The organism is Streptomyces sp. NPDC101225 (assembly GCF_044767585.1).
Lineage (GTDB): Bacteria > Actinomycetota > Actinomycetes > Streptomycetales > Streptomycetaceae > Streptomyces.
Map to the genome: position 1 here is coordinate 1 of NZ_JBIWOE010000021.1, position 18,012 is coordinate 18,012.

At 69.6% G+C, this 18,012-nt stretch carries 14 protein-coding genes; 10 read left to right on the forward strand and 4 right to left on the reverse strand.

The window, feature by feature from the left end; genetic code table 11:
• Positions 1-828: 828 nt before the first annotated feature.
• Complete coding sequence (locus ACIRPX_RS26620) at positions 829-3,111, reverse strand: (Fe-S)-binding protein (RefSeq protein ID WP_404199413.1); 2,283 nt, start codon at positions 3,109-3,111, stop codon at positions 829-831.
• Between the two features lie 216 nt (positions 3,112-3,327).
• Between ACIRPX_RS26620 and ACIRPX_RS26625 the strand changes: the two genes are divergently transcribed.
• The 7 genes from ACIRPX_RS26625 to ACIRPX_RS26655 all read left to right on the forward strand — a co-directional run bounded on the left by ACIRPX_RS26625 (position 3,328) and on the right by ACIRPX_RS26655 (position 11,469).
• Positions 3,328-4,488, forward strand: coding sequence for an MraY family glycosyltransferase (locus tag ACIRPX_RS26625; protein ID WP_404199416.1), 1,161 nt, complete (start codon positions 3,328-3,330; stop codon positions 4,486-4,488).
• Between the two features lie 95 nt (positions 4,489-4,583).
• Positions 4,584-6,431 carry a molecular chaperone DnaK gene (gene dnaK, locus ACIRPX_RS26630; RefSeq protein WP_404199419.1) on the forward strand — a complete coding sequence of 616 codons (1,848 nt, stop codon included), beginning with the start codon at positions 4,584-4,586 and terminating at the stop codon, positions 6,429-6,431.
• Positions 6,428-7,093 carry a nucleotide exchange factor GrpE gene (gene grpE, locus ACIRPX_RS26635; protein WP_404199422.1) on the forward strand — a complete coding sequence of 222 codons (666 nt, stop codon included), beginning with the start codon at positions 6,428-6,430 and terminating at the stop codon, positions 7,091-7,093. The genes dnaK and grpE overlap by 4 nt, the downstream gene beginning before the upstream one ends.
• A 33-nt stretch (positions 7,094-7,126) precedes the next feature.
• Positions 7,127-8,305 carry a molecular chaperone DnaJ gene (gene dnaJ / locus ACIRPX_RS26640; RefSeq protein ID WP_404199424.1) on the forward strand — a complete coding sequence of 393 codons (1,179 nt, stop codon included), beginning with the start codon at positions 7,127-7,129 and terminating at the stop codon, positions 8,303-8,305.
• A gap of 5 nt (positions 8,306-8,310) precedes the next feature.
• Complete coding sequence (locus ACIRPX_RS26645; RefSeq protein ID WP_123970539.1) at positions 8,311-8,760, forward strand: heat shock protein transcriptional repressor HspR; 450 nt, start codon at positions 8,311-8,313, stop codon at positions 8,758-8,760.
• Between the two features lie 218 nt (positions 8,761-8,978).
• On the forward strand, positions 8,979-10,097 hold the full coding sequence (locus ACIRPX_RS26650; protein WP_404199427.1) for a sugar ABC transporter substrate-binding protein: 1,119 nt from the start codon (positions 8,979-8,981) through the stop codon (positions 10,095-10,097).
• 322 nt (positions 10,098-10,419) lie between these two features.
• Positions 10,420-11,469, forward strand: a complete 1,050-nt coding sequence (locus ACIRPX_RS26655) for a LuxR C-terminal-related transcriptional regulator (protein ID WP_404199430.1) — start codon at positions 10,420-10,422, stop codon at positions 11,467-11,469.
• Here the strand turns inward: ACIRPX_RS26655 and ACIRPX_RS26660 are convergent.
• Together ACIRPX_RS26660 and ACIRPX_RS26665 are read right to left on the reverse strand one after the other, a co-directional pair.
• Positions 11,432-12,418, reverse strand: a complete 987-nt coding sequence (locus tag ACIRPX_RS26660) for a LuxR C-terminal-related transcriptional regulator (protein ID WP_404199433.1) — start codon at positions 12,416-12,418, stop codon at positions 11,432-11,434. The two genes, ACIRPX_RS26655 and ACIRPX_RS26660, sit on opposite strands and share 38 nt — an antisense overlap.
• 20 nt (positions 12,419-12,438) lie before the next feature.
• On the reverse strand, positions 12,439-13,383 hold the full coding sequence (locus tag ACIRPX_RS26665) for a helix-turn-helix transcriptional regulator (protein ID WP_404199435.1): 945 nt from the start codon (positions 13,381-13,383) through the stop codon (positions 12,439-12,441).
• A gap of 394 nt (positions 13,384-13,777) precedes the next feature.
• Between ACIRPX_RS26665 and ACIRPX_RS26670 the strand changes: the two genes are divergently transcribed.
• Positions 13,778-14,113 (forward strand): hypothetical protein, encoded by a 336-nt coding sequence (locus tag ACIRPX_RS26670; RefSeq protein ID WP_016437222.1) that lies wholly within the window; start codon positions 13,778-13,780, stop codon positions 14,111-14,113.
• Between the two features lie 148 nt (positions 14,114-14,261).
• Here the strand turns inward: ACIRPX_RS26670 and ACIRPX_RS26675 are convergent, their stop codons facing one another.
• Positions 14,262-14,675 carry a pyridoxamine 5'-phosphate oxidase family protein gene (locus ACIRPX_RS26675; RefSeq protein WP_404199438.1) on the reverse strand — a complete coding sequence of 138 codons (414 nt, stop codon included), beginning with the start codon at positions 14,673-14,675 and terminating at the stop codon, positions 14,262-14,264.
• Positions 14,676-14,805: 130 nt separating this feature from the next.
• On the opposite strand from ACIRPX_RS26675, the gene clpB reads away from it, so the two are divergent.
• Together clpB and ACIRPX_RS26685 are read left to right on the forward strand one after the other, a co-directional pair.
• Positions 14,806-17,403, forward strand: coding sequence for an ATP-dependent chaperone ClpB (gene clpB, locus ACIRPX_RS26680; protein WP_404199441.1), 2,598 nt, complete (start codon positions 14,806-14,808; stop codon positions 17,401-17,403).
• A 75-nt stretch (positions 17,404-17,478) separates the two neighbouring features.
• Positions 17,479-18,009, forward strand: a complete 531-nt coding sequence (locus ACIRPX_RS26685) for a YbjN domain-containing protein (RefSeq protein WP_404199444.1) — start codon at positions 17,479-17,481, stop codon at positions 18,007-18,009.
• Positions 18,010-18,012: the final 3 nt, after the last annotated feature.

Consider the following 18,012-nt stretch of genomic DNA (forward strand, 5'->3'; position numbering starts at 1 on the left):
CAGCTGGCAAATCACCCCGGCCACCGCATAGCGAACAGGGGCTGCCCGGCCTACGGCCGGACAGCCCCTCACCAAGATCTTCATGAGCCTTCTAGATCATGGTTCCGTCGACTGCGGCGTCATCTGTCGGCGTCTCCTCGTACGCCGCTGCCAAGCTCTGGAGGCGTTCCGAGGGTCGCCTCAGAGCTGATGTGGGTCCGACTGGGTCCGACCTTGTCCTCGGCCGAGGAGGGAGCGCGTGCGGCCGGGCCCCGTCCTCGTCGAGGGAGGGGCTCAGCCGCGTCGGGTCTGCAAGGCCGCAGGCTACGGCCGGTTTCCACGTCTTGAGGGCATGTCCGCGGGTGCCGTTCCCTGGTGGTACATGCGGGCCTCGGTCGCGGACAGCCTCCGCTCGATGTGCGGTCTGCGGCGCCGTACGGCCAGGAAGATCGCCCCGGCCAGGAAGAACAGGGACGGCCGAGCTTGAGGCCGCGGTGGGGCATCCGATGCCACCGCTCCTCAAGCGGATCTATCTCGAAGTCGCCGACGGTGGGTTCGGCCGCTGGGGGCAGGCTTTGTCCCGATTGCTGAGACTGCGGCACTGCCGTCGCCGAGAGTCGCCGCGTTCGAGGTGACGGCGACGTCCGTGTCGGAATGGTTGACCTTGATGGCGTAGGCGACACCGCCGATGGTCACCGGCGGTTGCACAGCCGTTGGTGCTCAGCCGAAGGGTGGGCCCCGCCGGGCAGGCGGGGCTTTTCGCAACAGGCCCCAGGGGCCTTGGCGGTGTTACGGCGGTGCCCCCGCCCGGAGCGGGCGGGGGCACCGTGTCGGGTGGGGCCGGGGTGGCTACTTCACCGGCTCCGGCTCGGGCTCGGTCTCCTGCTCGGCCTCGCCCGCGGGGTCGAGGGGCGTCCTGACCGATTCCAGGAGGAGCTGGGCGACGTCGACGACCTGGATGGACTCCTTGGCCTTGCCGTCGTTCTTCTTGCCGTTGACCGAGTCGGTCAGCATGACGAGGCAGAACGGGCAGGCGGTGGAGACGATGTCGGGGTTGAGCGACAGTGCCTCGTCGACGCGCTCGTTGTTGATGCGCTTGCCGATCCGCTCCTCCATCCACATGCGCGCGCCGCCGGCGCCGCAGCAGAAGCCGCGCTCCTTGTGGCGGTGCATCTCCTCGTTCCTGAGGCCCGGGACACCCGCGATGATCTCGCGCGGCGGCGTGTAGATCTTGTTGTGGCGGCCCAGGTAGCACGGGTCGTGGTAGGTGATGATGCCCTCGACCGGGGTGACCGGGGTGAGCCTGCCCTCGTCCACCAGGTGCTGGAGCAGCTGGGTGTGGTGGACGACCTCGTAGTCGCCGCCGAGCTGCGGGTACTCGTTGCCGATCGTGTTGAGGCAGTGCGGGCAGGTGGCGACGATCTTCTTGGCCGACTTCGGCTTGCGGGACTCCTCGGTCACCTTGCCGTCGTCGTCCAGTTCCTCGCCGAACGCCATGTTCAGCGCCATGACGTTCTCCATGCCGAGCTCCTGGAAGAGGGGCTCGTTGCCGAGGCGGCGGGCGGAGTCACCGGTGCACTTCTCGTCGCCGCCCATGATCGCGAACTTGACGCCCGCGATGTGGAGGAGTTCGGCGAAGGCCTTCGTCGTCTTCTTGGCGCGGTCTTCGAGGGAGCCGGCGCAGCCGACCCAGTACAGGTACTCGACCTCGGTGAGGTCCTCGATGTCCTGGCCGACGACCGGGACCTCGAAGTCGACCTCCTTGAGCCACTCCAGGCGCTGCTTCTTGGCCAGGCCCCAGGGGTTGCCCTTCTTCTCCAGGTTCTTGAGCATCGTGCCCGCCTCGGACGGGAACGCGGACTCGATCATCACCTGGTAGCGGCGCATGTCGACGATGTGGTCGATGTGCTCGATGTCGACCGGGCACTGCTCGACGCAGGCGCCGCAGGTGGTGCAGGACCACAGCACGTCCGGGTCGATGACACCCTGCTCCTCGGCGGTGCCGATCAGCGGGCGCTCGGCCTCGGCCAGCGCGGCGGCCGGCACCTGGGCGAGCTGCTCCTCGGAGGCCTTCTCCGTGCCCTCCATGTCCTTGCCGCCGCCCGCGAGCAGGTAGGGGGCCTTGGCGTGCGCGTGGTCGCGCAGCGACATGATCAGCAGCTTCGGGGACAGCGGCTTGCCGGTGTTCCAGGCGGGGCACTGGGACTGGCAGCGGCCGCACTCGGTGCAGGTGGAGAAGTCCAGCAGGCCCTTCCAGGAGAACTGCTCGACCTGGGAGACGCCGAAGACGTCGTCCTCGCCCGGGTCGGTGAAGTCGATCGGCTGCCCGCCGGAGGTCATCGGCTGCAGCGCGCCGAGCGCCGTGGCGCCTTCGGCGTTGCGCTTGAACCAGATGTTGGGGAAGGCCAGGAAGCGGTGCCAGGCCACGCCCATGTTGGTGTTCAGCGACACCACGATCATCCAGATGAACGACGTCCCGATCTTGACCATGGCGACCAGGTAGACGAGGTTCTGCAGCGTGCTGACGCTCAGGCCCTTGAATGCGACGACCAGGGGGTACGAGGCGAAGTAGCCGGCCTCGTAGCCCTCCACGTGGTGCAGCGCGCCCTCCAGGCCGCGCAGCAGGTAGATCGCCAGGCCGATGATGAGGATGACGTACTCGACGAAGTAGGCCTGGCCGGCCTTGGAGCCCGCGAAGCGGGACTTGCGGCCGGGCCGCGAGGGCAGGCTCAGCAGCCGGATCGTGATCAGCACGATGATGCCGATCGTGGTCATCACGCCGATGAACTCGGTGTACATCTCCAGCGGCAGCCAGTCGCCGACGATCGGCAGCGTCCAGTCGGCCTGGAAGAGCTGGCCGAAGGCCTGCGCCAGGGTCGGCGGCAGCGTCAGGAAGCCGATGGCCACGAACCAGTGGGCGAAGCCCACGATGCCCCAGCGGTTCATCCGGGTGTGGCCGAGGAACTCACGCACCAGCGTCACGCTGCGCGCATAGGGGTTGTCGGTCCTGCTGCCCGCGGGCACGGGCTGGCCCAGTCTGAAGTACCGGACGAACTGGCCGATGGCGCGTGCGAGCAGCGCAACACCGACCACGGTCAGGACCAGCGACACGATGATCGCGGCGAGTTGCATTTGGGGGCTCCTCGGGCCTGCGAGGTTTCGTTCGAGGGAGAGCCTCGACATTACTAAGCGGTAACTTATGCAGTCCGTCTGAGACTACCCCCATCTTCCGTCGCACTGTAGCCAGCGGCCCGGTGATCTGTGTCGCTGAGGGTCGCCTTAAAGGTCTGTGACGATGCGATCGTGTTATTCATGCCAAATTGGTACATTCGCGCCTAACTTAGATCCGTGCTCTACGGGATCGCCGCCGCCACGACCGCCCTGCTGCTCGCAGCCGTGCTCACCGCACTGCTGCGGGCGCCCGCGTTGCGCCTCGGAATCGTCGACCGGAGACGGCGGCAGCGACCGGTGCCGCCGGCCGGGGGCGTCGCCGTGGTGCTCGCCACCGTCGTCGTGGTGGTGGTCGGGGAGCGCACGGGCGTCGCGCCGCTCGGCTCCGGCGTGGGCCGGCTGCTGCTCGCCGGGGCCGCCGTCGCCCTGCTCGGGCTGGTCGCGGACCTGCGGCGGGTGCCGTCGCGGGTCGTCGTCGCCGGTACGGCCGTCGCGGCGGCCTGTGTCGTGCCGTACGAGGAGACGGGGGTGCCCGCGGGCCTGCTCGCCGTGGGCTGGATCGTCTTCGTCGCCGTCGCCTTCAAGGCGCTCGACCACGCCGACGCGCTGGCCGGGACCGTGGGGGTCGTGACCGCCTTCGGGGTGGGCGCCTGCGCCGCGGCCGAGGTGATGGACGGGCTCGCGGTGCTGCTGAGCGTGCTGGCCGCCGCGCTGACCGGCTTCCTCATGCACAACTGGCCCCCCGCGCGCGTGGGGCTCGGTGCGTGCGGGTCGCTGTTCACCGGGTTCGTGCTCGCCGCGGCGGCCGTGTGCACCAGGGCCGGCTACGGGCTCGCGGACAGCGCGGGCGTGCTCTTCCCGATCACCGCGGTGGCGACCGTGGACGTGGTCCTGGTGATCCTGTCGCGGCGGCTGGCCGGACGGCCGTTGCTGCGGGGCGGGCCCGACCATCTCGCCCACCGGCTGCGGCGGTTGGGGCTCACCCCGCAGGGGGCGACCGTCCTGCCGGGCATCGGGGCGTTCGCCGGCGTGCTCGACGGGGTGCTCACCCACATCGGCTGGACCGCCCGGTCCGGGGTGTTCTGGGTGGCGGCCGGCGCGCTCGTCGTCGTCCTGCTGCTGCTTCGGGTGCCGGTGTACGTGCGTCGGCCCGTGCCCACGCAGGCCGGCCGGTCGTTGTCCACGCAGGCCGGCCGGTCGTTGTCCACGCAGGCCGGCCGCTCGTTGTCCACGCAGGCCGGCGGGCCGGTCTCGCGTCAGGTCCGGTCGCCGTCCACTCAGGCCGGCAGATCTGCATCCTCCCAGGTCAGCAGTCACTTGCGTGTAAGGAACGGATAAGAGTTGAGTCCCCCGGACTCAGGTCTGTTGACCCATCGCCGGGTGTCGTGCACACTTGAGTCCGTTCCACTCAAGTCAGCTGGAGGAAGATCACCATGGCACGTGCGGTCGGCATCGACCTGGGCACGACTAACTCCGTCGTCAGCGTTCTGGAGGGCGGCGAGCCCACCGTCATCACCAACGCCGAGGGTGCCAGGACCACGCCGTCCGTCGTCGCCTTCGCGAAGAACGGTGAGGTGCTCGTCGGCGAGGTCGCCAAGCGCCAGGCGGTCACGAACGTGGACCGGACCATCCGCTCCGTGAAGCGCCACATGGGCACGGACTGGAAGATCGAGCTCGACGGGAAGCCCTTCAACCCGCAGCAGATCTCCGCCTTCATCCTGCAGAAGCTGAAGCGCGACGCCGAGTCCTACCTGGGCGAGAAGGTCACGGACGCGGTCATCACCGTGCCGGCCTACTTCAACGACTCCGAGCGCCAGGCGACGAAGGAGGCCGGCGAGATCGCCGGCCTGAACGTCCTGCGCATCGTCAACGAGCCCACCGCGGCCGCGCTCGCCTACGGCCTCGACAAGGACGACCAGACGATCCTCGTCTTCGACCTCGGTGGCGGCACCTTCGACGTGTCCCTCCTGGAGATCGGTGACGGCGTCGTCGAGGTGAAGGCCACCAACGGCGACAACCACCTCGGTGGTGACGACTGGGACCAGCGCATCGTCGACTACCTGGTCAAGCAGTTCCAGTCCGGTCACGGCGTGGACCTCAGCAAGGACAAGATGGCCCTGCAGCGTCTGCGCGAGGCCGCCGAGAAGGCCAAGATCGAGCTGTCCTCGTCCACCGAGACCTCGATCAACCTGCCCTACATCACGGCGTCCGCCGAGGGCCCGCTGCACCTGGACGAGAAGCTCACCCGGGCCCAGTTCCAGCAGCTGACCGCGGACCTGCTGGAGCGCTGCAAGACGCCGTTCCACAACGTCATCAAGGACGCGGGCATCTCCATCAACGAGATCGACCACGTCGTCCTCGTCGGCGGTTCCACCCGTATGCCCGCCGTCGCCGAGCTCGTCCGCGAGCTGACCGGCGGCAAGGACGCCAACAAGGGCGTCAACCCGGACGAGGTCGTCGCCATCGGCGCCGCCCTGCAGGCCGGTGTGCTCAAGGGTGAGGTCAAGGACGTCCTGCTCCTCGACGTGACCCCGCTGTCCCTCGGCATCGAGACCAAGGGCGGCATCATGACCAAGCTCATCGAGCGGAACACGACGATCCCGACCAAGCGGTCCGAGATCTTCACCACCGCCGAGGACAACCAGCCCTCCGTGCAGATCCAGGTCTACCAGGGCGAGCGCGAGATCGCGGCGTACAACAAGAAGCTCGGGATGTTCGAGCTGACCGGTCTGCCGCCGGCCCCGCGCGGTGTCCCCCAGATCGAGGTCGCCTTCGACATCGACGCCAACGGCATCATGCACGTGACCGCGAAGGACCTGGGCACGGGCAAGGAGCAGAAGATGACCGTCACCGGCGGCTCCTCGCTGCCGAAGGACGAGGTCGACCGGATGCGCCAGGAGGCCGAGAAGTACGCGGAGGAGGACCACGCCCGCCGCGAGGCCGCCGAGAGCCGCAACCAGGGCGAGCAGCTCGTCTACCAGACGGAGAAGTTCCTCAAGGACAACGAGGACAAGGTCCCGGGCGAGATCAAGACCGAGGTCGAGGCGTCCGTCGAGGAGCTGAAGTCCGCGCTCAAGGGCGAGGACACCGCCGAGATCCGCACCGCCACCGAGAAGGTCGCGGCCGTCTCGCAGAAGCTGGGCCAGGCCATGTACGCCGACGCCCAGGCCGCCCAGGCCGCCGGTGGCGGCGAGTCCGCCGGCGCCGAGGCCCCGAAGGCCGACGACGACGTCGTGGACGCCGAGATCGTGGACGACGAGCGCAAGGACGGTGCCGCGTGACGGAGGAGACCCCGGGCTTCGAAGAGAAGCCCGACGTCCCCTCCGGCGCCACACCTGACGACGCCGAGCCGAAGGCCGCCTCCCCCTCCACGGGGGAGGGGGCGGCCCCGGCCGGGGACGCAGCAGTACAGATCGCCGGTCTGACGGCCCAGCTGGACCAGGTACGTACGGCGCTCGGTGAGCGCACGGCGGACCTCCAGCGGCTCCAGGCCGAGTTCCAGAACTACCGCCGCCGTGTGGAGCGGGACCGGATCACGGTCAAGGAGATCGCCATCGCGAATCTTCTGACCGAGCTCCTGCCCGTGCTCGACGACATCGGCCGCGCGCGGGAACACGGCGAACTCGTCGGCGGATTCAAGTCCGTGGCGGAGTCGCTGGAGACCGTGGCGGCGAAGATGGGTCTGCAGCAGTTCGGCAAGGAGGGCGAGCCCTTCGACCCGACGATCCACGAGGCCCTGATGCACAGCTACGCACCGGACGTCACCGAGACGACGTGCGTGGCGATTCTGCAGCCCGGGTATCGCATCGGCGAGCGCACCATCCGCCCCGCGCGGGTGGCCGTGGCCGAGCCCCAGCCGGGGGCGCAGACCGTCAAGCCGGAGTCCCAGGACTCCGCCGAGGCGGCCGACGACAAGGAGAGCGGTGGCCCGGACGAGGGCTGAGCTTGAACCGATGAGAAAGGAGGGGCGTCGAGGATGAGCACCAAGGACTTCATCGAGAAGGACTACTACAAGGTCCTCGGCGTCCCCAAGGACGCCACCGAGGCCGAGATCAAGAAGGCGTACCGGAAGCTCGCCCGCGAGTTCCACCCGGACGCCAACAAGGGCAACGCCAAGGCCGAGGAGCGCTTCAAGGAGATCTCCGAGGCGAACGACGTTCTCGGCGATCCCAAGAAGCGCAAGGAGTACGACGAGGCGCGCGCCCTGTTCGGCAACGGCGGCTTCCGCCCGGGGCCGGGCGGCAGCAGCGGCTCGTTCAACTTCGACCTGGGCGACCTCTTCGGAGGCGGCACTCAGGGCGGGAGCGGCTCCGGAGGCTTCGGCGGCGGGATCGGTGACGTCTTCGGGGGCCTGTTCAACCGCGGCAGCTCCGGCACCACCCGGGTGCAGCCGCGGCGCGGCCAGGACATCGACACCGAGGTCAGCCTCAGCTTCACCGAGGCGATCGAGGGGGCGACGGTCCCGCTGCGCATGTCGTCGCAGGCGCCCTGCAAGGCCTGTTCCGGCACCGGCGACGCCAACGGCAACCCCCGGGTCTGCCCGACGTGCGTCGGCACCGGACAGGTGGCGCGGGGCTCCGGCGGCGGCTTCTCCCTCACCGACCCCTGCCCGGACTGCAAGGGCCGCGGTCTGATCGCGGAGAACCCCTGCGAGGTCTGCAAGGGCTCGGGCCGCGCCAAGTCGTCCCGGACCATGCAGGTCCGCATCCCGGCCGGGGTGCAGGACGGCCAGCGCATCCGGCTGCGCGGCAAGGGCGCACCGGGTGAACGGGGCGGACCGGCGGGCGACTTGTACGTCACGGTCCATGTGTCCGCGCACCCCGTGTTCGGCCGCAAGGGCGACAACCTGACCGTGACCGTCCCGGTGACGTTCGCCGAGGCGGGCCTCGGCGGCGAGGTCAGAGTGCCCACCCTGGGCGGCCCGCCCGTCACCCTGAAGCTGCCGCCGGGTACGCCCAACGGCCGCACCATGCGCGCCCGGGGCAAGGGCGCGGTCCGCAAGGACGGCACCCGCGGCGACCTCCTGGTCACCGTCGAGGTGAGTGTCCCGAAGGACGTGACGGGGAAGGCTCGTGACGCGCTCGAGGCGTATCGCGAGGCAACCGCGGGTGAGGACCCGCGGGCGGAGCTGTTCCAGGCCGCGAAGGGAGCTTGACACAGATGGACGGCCGTCGACGCAATCCGTACGAACTGACCGAGGAAACCCCGGTCTACGTCATCTCGGTGGCGGCCCAGCTCTCCGGCCTGCACCCGCAGACCCTGCGCCAGTACGACCGCCTCGGCCTGGTCTCGCCCGACCGCACACCGGGCCGCGGCCGTCGTTACTCGGCCCGCGACATCGAACTGCTGCGCACCGTCCAGCAGTTGTCGCAGGACGAGGGCATCAACCTGGCCGGCATCAAGCGGATCATCGAACTGGAGAACCAGGTCGCCGCGCTCCAGCAGCGTGTCGCCGAACTCCAGACGGCGGTCGAGGGCGCGGCGGCGGCCATGCAGCAGCGCGAGGCGGCGGTGCACGCGTCGTACCGCCGCGACCTGGTGCCGTACCAGGAGGTGCAGCAGACCAGCGCGCTGGTGGTCTGGCGGCCGAAGCGGCAGCAGTCCGACTGAGGCGTTCGGGCGGCGTTCCGTCACGTCGCGGCAGGGGCCCGGAGACATTCCGGGCCCCTGCCGCGTGTGCGGGCACCGGTCGCCTTGCGTCACAAGGCCGAGCGAACTCTAACGTTGACGTCTCATTACCTGGTTATTCCTTGACGATCGTGTGAAGAAAGCGTTGGCTTCCTTCACCTGGGACGCCATATGCACCCTTGTTCGGAAGGTCAACAGAAGTGAACACCCGCATCCGTCGTACCGCCCTCTGCGTGGCAGTAGCCGCGACAAGCCTGTCACTTGCCTCCTGCGGCGTGCTGAACGTCTCGGGCGACAGCAGTTCGGCGAGTCCCACCAAGGGCAACGACGTCACGATCGGGCTGCTGCTGCCGGAGACGGCCAACACCAGGTACGAGAACTTCGACTACCCCATCATCAAGAGGCAGGTCGCCGCCCTGACGAAGGACCAGGGCCGGGTCGCCTACGCCAACGCGGACCAGAAGGCGGACAAGCAGGCGGACCAGATGCAGAAGATGATCGACGACAAGGTCGACATCATCCTGCTGGACGCCGTGGACTCGCACGCCATCGCCGGCGAGGTGCAGAAGGCCAAGGACGCCGGTATCCCGGTCATCGCCTACGACCGGCTGGCCGAGGGCCCGATCGACGCGTACATCTCCTTCGACAACGAGCTCGTCGGCGAGGTGCAGGGCCGCTCGCTGCTGGAAGCGCTGGGCAGCGACGTCAGCACCTCCGACAAGATCGTGATGATGAACGGCTCGCCCACCGACCCGAACGCCAAGCAGTTCAAGGCGGGCGCGATGTCCGAGCTCAAGGGCAAGGTGACGATCGCCCAGTCCTTCGACACCAAGGACTGGGACCCGAAGAACGCCGAGTCCAACATGTCCGACGCGATCAAGGCGATCGGCAAGGACAACATCGCGGGCGTCTACTCCGCCAACGACGGCATGGCCGGAGGCATCGTCAAGGCCCTGGAGGACGCGGGCGTCTCCCACCTGCCGCCGATCACCGGGCAGGACGCGGAACTGACCGCCGTGCAGCGGATCGTCGCGGGCGAGCAGTACATGAGCATCTACAAGTCCTACCCGGACGAAGCCCAGGCGGCCGCGCAGATGGCCGTCGACAAGGTGCAGGGCAAGGACATCGAGTTCGACGCGCTGACCCAGGACACGGTCGACAGCCCGACGAACAAGGACATTCCCGCGCAGCTCGTCACCGTCACCGCCCTGACGAAGAAGAACATCAAGTCGACGGTGGTCGCCGACGGCATCCACAAGATCTCGGAGATCTGCACCTCGAAGTACGCCTCGGAGTGCGCGGCCATCGGGCTGAAGTAGGACGCCGGCACGAGACGTTCCGCCTTTGCGGACGCGACCGTTGCGGGGGCCGCCGTGAAGGATCACGGCGGCCCCCGGGCGCATCCCCGGCCCCTACGTGATCCGGCCGCCGTCCGGCCGCCGACCGTGCGCGGCCGCCGTCCGGACACCGCTCCGCCTCCCGGACCGTCAGCTTGTTGCAATGCGGCAGGAGGAGGACCGTACAAAGCGGGAGTTACGGGCGTTTAACGACCGTGACCCCGGGCCCAGCCGTGTTGCGGAGCCGGTCCCGTCCGCGCATAGTTGCGCTGCGAAGGCGGCGAAACCGGGGGTGGGATGGGCGATGGCCGGGCACGGGACGGAGGAGCATCCACACGGTGCCGACCGACTGTGCGAGGCCGGGGAGCGCGTGTACTCCCGGGCCGTACGGCGGGGCCGCGTGCCGCGCCGGGAGGCCGGGCCGGTGCCGTGCCTGCTGGACCTCGCCCTGCTGCACCCGGACCCCGACGACATGGACTGGCTGGTCCCCACGTCGCCGCAGGAGGTCATGACACGGCTGCTGCGCGGCGTCTACGACGATGTCAGCGCCAGTCAGCGGCGGGTGGGCGAGGCGGTCGCCGCGGTCGAGCGGTACGCCGGCCTGGGCCCCGAGACGGAGACGGCGCCGGGCTCCGGCTCCGCGGAGGGCGCCGCGATCCGGGTCCTGGACGGGCTGTCGCGCATCCAGGCCGCGATGGACGCGGCGACCGAGGCGTGCACGACGGAGGTCATCACCGTCCAGCCCGGCGGCATCCGGCCCGAGGACGAGCTGACGGAGGGCCTGCACCGCGCGCTCACCCTGCGCGGGCGGGGCGTGCAGATGCGCGACCTGTACACGCATGTGGCCCGGCACGGCCAGGGCCTGCTCAACTACCTGGAGCTGATGGGCGGTTCGGTCGAGGCGCGCACCCTGGACGAGGTGATCGACCGGCTGATCCTGTTCGACCGCACGGTGGCGTTCATCCCGGCCAACGCGGACCGCACGCTCGCGCTGGAGCTGCGCCACCCGGCCCTGGTCGGCTACCTGGTCACGGTCTTCGAGCGGATGTGGCGGCTCGCGATCCCGCTGACCGCGCCGCTGCCCGACACCGGCATCGAGGGCATCTCCCACCGCGAGCAGTCCATCGCGGCGCTGCTGGCCGAGGGGCACCAGGACGCGGTCATCGCGGAGCGGCTCGGCATAAGCGTCCGCACGTGCCGCGCCCACATCGCCCGGCTCTCCGAGACCCTCGGCGCGGCCAGCCGCACCCAGCTCGGCGTCCGTATCGCCCAGGTGGGCCTCGACGGCCACCGTCATCCCACCGGCACCGGTCCGATCACGCTTCCCGGTCAAGAATCCCCGACCGCCCGATGAGATAGCCCAGCTGCGCCCGGCTCTCACTGCCCAGCGTGGCCGCGAGCTTGGCGATGTGCACGCGGGCGGTCCGCACGTTCATCCCGAGCCGCTCCGCGATGGCGGTGTCGGTGTGGCCCTCGACGAGGAGGGCGGCGATGGCGTGCTGCCGGGAGCTGAAGCCCGCCTGGGCGGGCGGCTGGGCGGCGCGCGGGTACATGGGCGTGGCCAGGCGCCACAGGCGGTCGAAGGCGGTGGCGAGGAAGCCGGCGATGACCGGGTGCCGGATCTCCAGGGCGAGCGTGCGGTCCGTGTTGGCGGGGATGAAGGCGACCGCGCGGTCCACGACGAGCAGGCGGTCGGTGATCTCGTCCAGCGTGCGGGCCTCCGCGTCCCCGCTCAGCTGCTCGTAGCGGGCGAGGACCGAGGGCGCGTGCCGGAGCGTGTGCTGGTACAGCGTGCGGATACGGCCGCCGCGGGTGAGGAACTCCTGGTCGCGGGCGAGGGCGTCGGCGCGCGCCGTCAGCGGTGTGCGGGTGTGGCTGATGTGCGGCTGGATGGCGAGCAGTTCGTCGTGGCCGGCGGCCATGGCCTCGGTGATGGCCCGCCCGATGCGGTCGGACCCGCTCAGCACGGCGACGGCCGCCGGGGCGCCGGTCGCGGTGAGCGCGCCGCCGATCCGCATGAGGGGGTCGAACAGGTCGGCCAGCCGGGCCTCGCGGCGCCGCTCCCGCGCGATGCGCTCCTCGCACGTGCTCAGCAGGCGGTGCAGGGCGACGGCGGGCGCGACGGGCTCCAGACGGGCCTCCTCCTCGACCGAGGGGTGCAGCAGCCCGAAGTCGAGCAGACAGGGCGTCCCGTCGGCCTCGCGGACCGGCACGTGGCCCGCGCGCAGCGCGCGTTCGTACAGCGCGGCTCCCGCGGGGCACAGCTCGTCCGGCCCGTGGTCCGGATGCGCCGCCGAGTCCATCGTGTCCCTCCCCCGCGGACTCAGGCGTCCTGCTCCAGGATCCCGGACTGCGCTATGAGAAAGCCGAGTTGGGCCCGGCTGCCGCTGCCCAGGGCCAGCGCGAGCTTGGCGATGTGGGCGCGGCAGGTGCGCACGTTCATGCCCAGCCGCCGGGCGATCGCCTCGTCGACATGGCCCTCGACCAGGAGCTTGGCGATGGAGTGCTGGATCTCGGTGATCCCGTCGGGGGCGGTCTCGTAGGGGGCGCCGGCGCTCAGCGGGACCGCGCGGGTCCACATGAACTCGAAGACCTTGATCAGGTAGCGGACGAGTCCCGGATGCCGGAGTTCGAGCGCGATCTCGCCGTCGTCGCGGGTCGGGATGAAGGCCACGGTCTCGTCGCAGATGATGAGCCGCTCGACCAGCTCGTCGATGGTGCGGTACTCCACCTTGCCGTCGGTGAACTGGGCGACGTAGGCGAGGGTTTCGGGGCTGTAGCGGGCCGGGTGCTGGTAGAGCGTGCGGATGCGGCAGCCGCGCTCGATCAGCGGCCGGTCGCGTTCCAGGGCCTTGGTGAGGGTGTGTTCCAGACGGCGGCGGCTCGGCTGGACGGTGAGCATCTCGGTGTGGCACTGGGACGTGGCAAGATCGAGCGCCGCGTTGATCCGGTCCAGGCCCTCCAGCACGGTGATCGAGTGCGTGGTCGCCGTCGACTGGGCGCTGAGGGTCATGAACGGCTCGAAAGCGTCGGCGAGTTCGATGGACAGCCGCCTGCGCTGGGTGATCTCGTTCTCGATCGGTGTGAGCCTCTGGGCAAGCGCGACCGAAGGCGGTACGGGGCGCAGCCAGTTGGGGTCGTCGGGATCGGGATGAAGCAGGGCGAACTCCATCAGGCACGGCGCGGGCTCGACATCCGCACGGGCTACGCGTCCCGTCCGGAGAGCGTTGCCGTAGAGGCGGCGTCCGTCCTCGCACAGGTCGGTCAACCCATGGGGATGTGTCCGCTTAGTCTCATTTATCACCAGATCTCCACCCCCCAGGGTCCTGAACGTGCAGGAACATGATGCATCGTTTGTGTGGCCATGACGTGCCGGAATGGGCCATCGTCGTATTCGGACGGGGGAGAGGTGACCTTCAAATGAGGACGAAGCCGACTATGCATAAGAGAATGCTTCGCTCGGCGCTTGTCGCCGCCTTCTCCGCCGTGGTGGCCCTCGGAGCGCTGAGCGGCATCGCGGGGACGAAGAGTGACGTCGCGGGGGACAGCAGCTGGAGCACCACTGCAGCCGCCCCCGGTGACAGCAGTTGGATCGTGGCGGCAAGCGTCCCCGGGGACAGCTCATGGGTTGCCCCCGCTGACAGCAGCTGGGCCGTTTCGTCATGACCACTCCACCCGACGACCGCTCCTTCCGCCGCGAAATGGCCACGGCCTACCGCTCGGGCTGGCACTTCATCGACCTTGTCACCGCGATCCCCCACTCCGGTGACTCGCTGATGGTGACCGTCTTCGGTGAGCCGGTCGTCGTCACGCGCGACGAGGACGAGGACGTACGGGCGTACCGGTGTCTGCGGCGGCCTCGGGGGGCGCCGCAGCCCGTGCGATGTGCCATCCGGTACGGAATGATCTTTGTGAATCTGGACCAACGAGACCATCGGCTGGTGGAACCGGAAACCCCCGATGTTCGGACCATCTCAGCCACCCCCCGCAGTGCCTGACGCGATTCCCCCGTCGTAACAGATCGCTCAGGTGCTTCCCCCCGCAGCGGCGTCACCGTGACCTGAACACGGTGACGCCGCTGCAGCTTTGGCGGACATTTCCCGCTATCGACCGGTTGGCTCCGTGCGCGTCCATGGCTGAAAATCATCAGGTGTTGCCCATGGCGCGGGTGAGCTCGATCTCGATCACGACGCGTGACGGGTTCGGCGACGGCGTCCGGTCGTAGCGCTCGGCGTAGCGCCGCTCGGCCTCCGCGACCCGCTCCGGCTCGGTCCGTACGACCGCCCGGCCCTCCAGGGTGGCCCACCGCCGCCCCGCCACCTGGCACACCGCGACCCGGGCGCCCTCGGGCCCCGTGGCCAGCACATGGGCCACCTTCCGGCTCGACTTGTTCGCGATCACCCGGGCGAGGCCGGCCTCCGGGTCGTAGGTGACCCCGACGGGTACGACGTGCGGGCTGCCGTCCGGGCGCGGAGTCGTCAGTGTGCACAGGTGCCGCTCCCGCCAGAAGCCGAGATACGAGGCGCCGGGGGCACCGGGGTCCTGGGTGTACGTAGCCATGTCCTGGAAGGTAGCCGGAAGTCGCCGATCTCGCCCTTGAGTGGAATAGACTCAACTTTGTGTACGCTGGTCAAGTCAGGTGAATGACTGCAGACGTGATGACCGCAGACGTCAGGAGGAGAACGCGAACGTGGACGCCGAGCTGACCAACCGGAGCCGGGACGCCATCAACGCCGCCGGCAGCCGGGCCGTGACCGGGGGACACCCCGACCTCACACCCGCACACCTGCTCCTCGCTCTGCTCCAGGGGCAGGACAACGAGAACATCGTCGACCTTCTGTCCTCGGTGAACGCCGACCAGGCCGCCGTCCGCGCCGGCGCGGAGAAGGCGCTGGCCGCGCTGCCCAGCGTGACCGGCTCGACGGTGGCGCCCCCGCAGCCCAACCGGGACCTCCTCGCCGTCATCGCGGACGCGCAGGCGCGCGCCAAGGACCTCGGGGACGAGTTCCTCTCCACCGAGCACCTGCTCATCGGGATCGCCGCCAAGGGCGGCGCCGCCGGTGACGTACTGTCCGGACAGGGGGCCACGGCGAAGAAGCTGCAGGAGGCCTTCCAGCAGGCGAGGGGAGGACGCCGGGTGACCACACCCGACCCGGAGGGCCAGTACAAGGCCCTGGAGAAGTTCGGCACGGACTTCACGGCCGCGGCCCGCGAGGGCCGGCTCGACCCGGTGATCGGCCGGGACCAGGAGATCCGCCGCGTCGTGCAGGTGCTCTCGCGCCGCACGAAGAACAACCCGGTCCTCATCGGCGAGCCCGGCGTCGGCAAGACCGCCGTCGTCGAGGGGCTCGCCCAGCGGATCGTCAAGGGTGACGTGCCCGAGTCCCTGCGGGACAAGCGGCTGGTCGCGCTGGACCTCGGCGCGATGGTCGCGGGTGCGAAGTACCGCGGCGAGTTCGAGGAGCGGCTGAAGACGGTGCTGGCGGAGATCAAGGACTCCGACGGCCAGATCATCACGTTCATCGACGAGCTGCACACGGTCGTGGGCGCGGGCGCCGGCGGCGACTCGGCCATGGACGCCGGCAACATGCTGAAGCCGATGCTGGCCCGCGGCGAACTGCGCATGGTCGGCGCGACGACGCTGGACGAGTACCGCGAGCGGATCGAGAAGGACCCGGCGCTGGAGCGCCGCTTCCAGCAGGTGCTGGTGGCGGAGCCGTCGGTGGAGGACACGATCGCGATCCTGCGCGGCCTCAAGGGCCGGTACGAGGCGCACCACAAGGTGCAGATCGCGGACGCGGCGCTGGTGGCCGCGGCGACCCTCTCCGACCGGTACATCACCTCCCGCTTCCTGCCCGACAAGGCCATCGACCTGGTCGACGAGGCGGCCTCCCGCCTCCGTATGGAGATCGACTCCTCGCCCGTGGAGATCGACGAACTCCAGCGCGCCGTCGACCGGTTCAGGATGGAGGAGCTGGCGCTGGAGAAGGAGACCGACCCGGCCTCCCGCGAGCGCCTGGAGAAGCTGCGCCGCGACCGCGCCGACAAGGAGGAGGAGCTGCGCGGCCTGACCGCACGCTGGGAGAAGGAGAAGCAGTCCCTCAACCGCGTCGGTGAACTGAAGGAGAAGCTCGACGAGTTGCGCGGGACGGCCGAACGGGCCCAGCGCGAGGGCGACTTCGACACCGCCTCCAAGCTGCTCTACGGCGAGATCCCCACCCTGGAAAGGGACTTGGAGGAGGCCAGCGAGGCCGAGGAGGAGGCCGCCAAGGACACCATGGTCAAGGAGGAGGTCGGCTCCGACGACATCGCGGACGTCGTCGCCGCCTGGACCGGCATCCCCGCCGGACGCCTGATGGAGGGCGAGACGCAGAAGCTGCTGCGCATGGAGGAGGAGCTGGGCAGGCGCCTGATCGGCCAGGCCGAGGCCGTGCGGGCGGTCTCCGACGCGGTGCGGCGCACCCGGGCCGGCATCGCCGACCCCGACCGCCCGACCGGCTCCTTCCTCTTCCTCGGCCCGACCGGTGTCGGCAAGACCGAACTGGCCAAGGCGCTCGCCGACTTCCTCTTCGACGACGAGCGGGCGATGGTCCGCATCGACATGTCGGAGTACGGCGAGAAGCACAGCGTGGCCCGCCTGGTCGGTGCCCCGCCCGGCTACGTCGGCTACGAGGAGGGCGGCCAGCTCACCGAGGCGGTGCGCCGGCGCCCGTACAGCGTCGTGCTGCTCGACGAGGTGGAGAAGGCCCACCCCGAGGTCTTCGACGTGCTGCTCCAGGTGCTGGACGACGGCCGCCTGACGGACGGTCAGGGCCGTACGGTCGACTTCCGCAACACCATCCTGGTGCTGACGTCCAACCTGGGCAGCCAGTTCCTCGTGGACCCGCTGACCGGCGAGGAGGAGAAGAAGGAGCAGGTCCTGGAGGTCGTCCGGACGTCCTTCAAGCCGGAGTTCCTCAACCGCCTCGACGACCTGGTGGTCTTCTCGGCGCTGAACAAGGACGAGCTCGGCCGTATCGCCCGTCTCCAGCTCGACCGGCTGGCCGCGCGCCTCGCCGACCGCCGCCTGACCCTGGAGGTCACCGACGGTGCCCTGGCCTGGCTCGCCGACGAGGGGAACGACCCGGCCTACGGTGCCCGGCCGCTGCGCCGGCTGGTCCAGACGGCCATCGGCGACCGCCTCGCCAAGGAGATCCTCGCGGGTGAGGTCAAGGACGGCGACACGGTCCGGGTGGACGCGTTCGGCGATGGCCTGATCGTGGGTCCCGCCACCGGAAAGACGTTGTGACGGAGGGTGCCGGGGTTGCCACCACCCTCCCCGCATGGGGGAGGATGGCGGCATCCGTACGAAGGGAAAATCACGGTGAGCATCGACCCGTCCTCGATTCCGAACTTCGGGGGCCAGCCCGAGCCGCAGCAAGGACCGGCGGGCCCCGTCGTCCCGGATCAGGACCTCGTGAAGCAGCTCCTCGATCAGATGGAGCTCAAGTACGTCGTCGACGAAGAGGGTGACCTCGCGGCGCCGTGGGAGCAGTTCCGTACGTACTTCATGTTCCGTGGTGAGGACGACCAGCAGGTCTTCTCGGTGCGGACGTTCTACGACCGGCCCCACCAGATCGACGAGAAGCCCCAGCTGCTGGAGTCCATCGACGACTGGAACCGGCGGACCCTGTGGCCCAAGGTCTACAGCCACACCCACGACGACGGCACCGTCCGCCTGATCGGCGAGGCGCAGATGCTGATCGGCACCGGCGTCAGCCTGGAGCACTTCGTCTCCTCGACGGTCAGCTGGGTGCGCGCCGCCATCGAGTTCGACCGGTGGCTCGTCGAGCAGCTCGGCCTCGAGCAGGAGATCAACGAAGCGGACGAGAAGCCCGAGGGTGACGAGGAGTAGCCC

Bases quoted from the DNA above. Each gene is read 5' to 3' on its own strand.
- ACIRPX_RS26620 (WP_404199413.1), bottom strand. From the start codon at position 3,111: ATGCAACTCGCCGCGATCATCGTGTCGCTGGTCCTGACCGTGGTCGGT.
- dnaK (WP_404199419.1), top strand. From the start codon at position 4,584: ATGGCACGTGCGGTCGGCATCGACCTGGGCACGACTAACTCCGTCGTC.
- ACIRPX_RS26670 (WP_016437222.1), top strand. From the start codon at position 13,778: ATGACCACTCCACCCGACGACCGCTCCTTCCGCCGCGAAATGGCCACG.
- ACIRPX_RS26645 (WP_123970539.1), top strand. From the start codon at position 8,311: ATGGACGGCCGTCGACGCAATCCGTACGAACTGACCGAGGAAACCCCG.
- ACIRPX_RS26655 (WP_404199430.1), top strand. From the start codon at position 10,420: ATGGCCGGGCACGGGACGGAGGAGCATCCACACGGTGCCGACCGACTG.
- ACIRPX_RS26660 (WP_404199433.1), bottom strand. From the start codon at position 12,418: ATGGACTCGGCGGCGCATCCGGACCACGGGCCGGACGAGCTGTGCCCC.
- ACIRPX_RS26675 (WP_404199438.1), bottom strand. From the start codon at position 14,675: ATGGCTACGTACACCCAGGACCCCGGTGCCCCCGGCGCCTCGTATCTC.
- dnaJ (WP_404199424.1), top strand. From the start codon at position 7,127: ATGAGCACCAAGGACTTCATCGAGAAGGACTACTACAAGGTCCTCGGC.